The 3396-nt window shown below is 70.2% G+C and carries 4 protein-coding genes; 1 reads left to right on the forward strand and 3 read right to left on the reverse strand.

What is annotated here, in order from left to right:
- Window positions 1–1461, reverse strand: a 1461-nt coding sequence (locus AB0O29_RS34600; RefSeq protein WP_365160021.1) for a hypothetical protein, incomplete at its 3' end; no start/stop codon positions are given.
- A 224-nt stretch (window positions 1462–1685) separates the two neighbouring features.
- Here AB0O29_RS34600 and AB0O29_RS34605 point away from each other — a divergent pair.
- Window positions 1686–2108, forward strand: coding sequence for a VOC family protein (locus AB0O29_RS34605; RefSeq protein ID WP_365160024.1), 423 nt, complete (start codon window positions 1686–1688; stop codon window positions 2106–2108).
- A gap of 147 nt (window positions 2109–2255) precedes the next feature.
- Here the strand turns inward: AB0O29_RS34605 and AB0O29_RS34610 are convergent, their stop codons facing one another.
- Both AB0O29_RS34610 and AB0O29_RS34615 read right to left on the reverse strand, forming a co-directional pair.
- Window positions 2256–2381, reverse strand: a complete 126-nt coding sequence (locus AB0O29_RS34610) for a DUF6354 family protein (protein ID WP_365160030.1) — start codon at window positions 2379–2381, stop codon at window positions 2256–2258.
- 51 nt (window positions 2382–2432) lie between these two features.
- A partial coding sequence (locus tag AB0O29_RS34615; protein ID WP_365160027.1) for a DUF5954 family protein occupies window positions 2433–3396 on the reverse strand: 964 nt, incomplete at its 5' end.

Genomic DNA, 3396 nt, shown 5'->3' on the forward strand with positions numbered 1-3396 from the left:
GTGGCCCTCGTCGGCCTCCCTGCGGACGACCGCGGGACGGTCGAGGGTGTGCTTGCCGAGGAGAAATCGCTCACGCAGCTCCCTGAGCACGAGCAGGGCGAGCGCCAGCGCCGGCAGCAATGCCAGCAGCCCGGCCCCGCCGGCGGCGGCGATGGCACCGACCCCCGCGCCGACGACGGCTCCGTGGGACTCCACGAATTCCTCGATCTCTTTGGAGGCCTGCTCCAGCACGCCTTTGAGGAAGCTACCGTCCGCGCAGGCCCGGTCGAGGAAGCTCGGCTCCCCGGACCGGTACGGATGGTCTTCGTCAGGGGTGTAGGGGAAACTGCGCCCGGCGAACTGATAAACAGGTGCCTGATTCAGCTGTTCGGCAACCGGGTCGTTCACGCGAGCGCCGACCCTTTGGGCCTGGCCTTCAGGAGCCGCGTCAAGATCCATCTGCCACCGCTTGGTGACGCCGACGAGATTGCGGCCGAAGTTGAGATGAGGCGTCAGGCAGACGGAGATCTGGAGGAACCGCTGCCGGAATCCAGTGTGGCCGGGGGCGCTGTCGGTGTAGAGCGGGCCTTCACGATCGCCGATCTGCCGGCGGACGTCCTGCCACAGGTGCAGACGCCGGCGCTCCCACAGCGAGTACTGCCGCTGGGCGCGCAGAACCACAGAGTAGATGATTCCGAAACGGCCGACCGATACCAGAACGGCCTTGAACGTGCGGTTGTCGGCTTCGCGGATGATGGTGAAGTTGTCGGGCCCGCCGTATTCCGGGCGGTCGTACAGGGCGGTCAGCAGCGTGTCGTCGGTGAGCTGGGGTGCCCAGCGTTCGTCGACGCGTTCGATCCAGTATTGCCGGCCGCCATCGGCGACGAGATGGATGGCCATGACGGCGTCGGTGAGGGGGCCGCGGTCGAAGTCCCCGCCGTGAGTACCGGTGCTGAAGGCGCCGACGACGGTCTGGCCTCCGGCACCCCCGAGAGTCGCGAACCCCCACGGACCCGAGAAATGATCCACACCGTAGTGCTTTTTCATGAACCCACCCAGGGTGGACTCGTCCGTGCAGGGATCAACCTGGTCCCATTCGGCGTACAGCTGACAGATCCGCTTACCGGCTTCCACATGGCACAACGTGCCGTACATGTCGACGAAGCGCGCATTCCTCATCCGCTCCAGGAGGTCGGGGTGCAGACATCCTGGTACCACCTGGGTCAGCGTCCTGCCGAGAACCTGTCGGATGCCCCGCGGATCGTGCGTCTCGATGAAGGTGTGGTCACTGACCGCGGAGTCGGAGAGCGCCCAGTGGCTTCCCGCTGACTTGTACCGGACTCCGGACGGGCGCGTACGGCACAGGTCCACCAGCTCCTGGAGGGACTTCGGATAGGCGGTCTCCGGCACGGACGGAAAGAGAACACCTCTCGGGTCGTCGTGCTTGCGAGTCCACGGTGCGTCGCGGTCCCGGTCGATCATCGTGGAGAACCTCCTGCCTGGAGGCCGGCACACGTGGTCCCTTGGCAGCGGGTGGCGTGGCACCGCGCGTCACACGTGCAGCTCGACAGCGACCTCACAGTAGCGACGCCGGCCGGCATTGCGTGCCGTCCACGCCGCTCACCGCCCGGATCCTCCGAGCTGATCCCCCGCCGGGGCTCGCTCGAAGATCGCGATCGAACCGGAACCGGGCTAGAAAGGTCCGTATGGAACTCACCCAGATACGCCTGTTGGTGTCCGACTTCCCCGCCGTCTACCGCTTCTACCGGGACGTGCTCGGGCTCAAGCCGCAGTTCGAGGCCGAGAGCGGCCCGTACGCCAAGCTCAGCCGCGACACCGGACAGGCCGCGATCGCGCTGCAGGACCGGGCGCAGATGGCCGACGTGCTGGGCCGGTTGGGGGCGGAGCCGGAGGGCTACCGCGCGCTGGTGGTGTTGCGTGTGGACGACCTGGACGCCGCCCACGCCGAGCTCCTCTCGCGGGGTGCGGAGTTCACCCGGGAGCCGGGCCCGATGGGCGACCGGCTACGGGTCGCCTACCTTCAGGACCCGGAAGGCAACCTGATCGAGCTCCAGGAGTGGCTGACGCTGCGCGAGCAGGCTGGTGGCGCGCCTACCCGGGAGGCGTAGCAGCGGGGCCCGTCTGTGGCCGGGCCTTTGTCCCGTAACCGGCCGGCCGCGGCGGCCGGCCGCCGGGCCTCACTCCGAGCAGTCCCGCCCGCCACCTCCACAGGTGACTCGAACCACCCTGTCGCGCAGCCCGCCACGCGGGGTGAGCTATGGCCGGAGGTCCCGGACGGCGCGCAGCGCGGCGCGGGCGTAGTCGGCGGGCAAGGCGTCCGGTCGGTGGACCGCGGAGACGGCGGCCAGGACGGCGAGGCGCAGGATGCTCTGTCTCAGCAGCCCCGGAGTCCTGCCCGCAGCGGCTGCGCCATCAGGGACGGTGGCTGAGGGTCAGGAGGCTGCCTCGTCCTCTGCCTGCTCTTCGAAGTGGACGGTGCCGTGCTCGTCAAGGCGCGGGTGGATGGCCTGCGGCGCGTGGGTGTCGGTGTCGGAGGGGCGGGGGCATTCCGGTCCGTCGGGGCCCCAGCGCAGCAGGCGGCGGGTGCGGGCGATGCGGGAGACGACGCCGTGGGCCTCGACCTGGTTGAGCCGGCCGGCGCGGAGTCGTTCCGCGGCCTCGGCGAACACCGCCAGCTCCCCGGCGGCGGGGCTGGTGTTCTCGGCGACGACGGTGTGGGCGTCGACGTCTCTCTCGGCGTCGTAGGGGATCAGGCCGCGCTGGCGCGGTGTCAGCCAGGTCAGGGCGAAGGCCAGTGTGCGGCGGGCGTCGTGGGCGGTGGCGTGGAGGCTGCTGCCCGGCGTCCAGGGCTCGGCGTCGGACCGCTCGACGATCAGGAAGGCCGTCGGCATGATCAGGACGTCGGGGTGGGTCTCCAGAGCTCGCGCGGAGTCCTGCAGTACAGGGTCGGGGAACCTGGTGCCGGTGTAGGCCAGGGAGCGCAGGTACAGCCGCTCGGCCGCCTGCAGAGGGGAGAGCGGGGCGTCCGGGTCCAGGACGAGACCGTCGTCGACCCTCGGCCCGTGGACGGCCGCGCCGGGGCTCCAGTCGGGGACGAGGGGTTCGGGGTCGGTGGGCCATGGCGTCTCGATGTCGCCGTGCGCGTCGACGGCCGCGTACTCCTCGGCCCGCACCACCCGGTAGCGGGTGTCGAGCACGGTGAGTTCATCGACACTCTCGGTCTCCAGCCGGGCGACCGCCGCCAGCAGCGGACGCCGTTCCGCCGAGGTCTGCGCCTCGTCCTTCGCCCGGAACCAGAGCAGGGAGTTCAGCCCGTCCCGGGCCTGCTGCGGACAGTCGTGGGTGACTTCGACAACCACCCGCCACCGCGGTCCGTCCGCCCCGCTCTGCGCTGCC

The sequence above is a fragment of the Streptomyces sp. NPDC089915 genome (assembly GCF_040684675.1).
Classification (GTDB): Bacteria; Actinomycetota; Actinomycetes; order Streptomycetales; family Streptomycetaceae; genus Streptomyces.

Excerpts from the sequence above, each read along its gene's own strand:
- AB0O29_RS34605 (WP_365160024.1), top strand. The coding sequence starts at position 1,686 with ATGGAACTCACCCAGATACGCCTGTTGGTGTCCGACTTCCCCGCCGTC.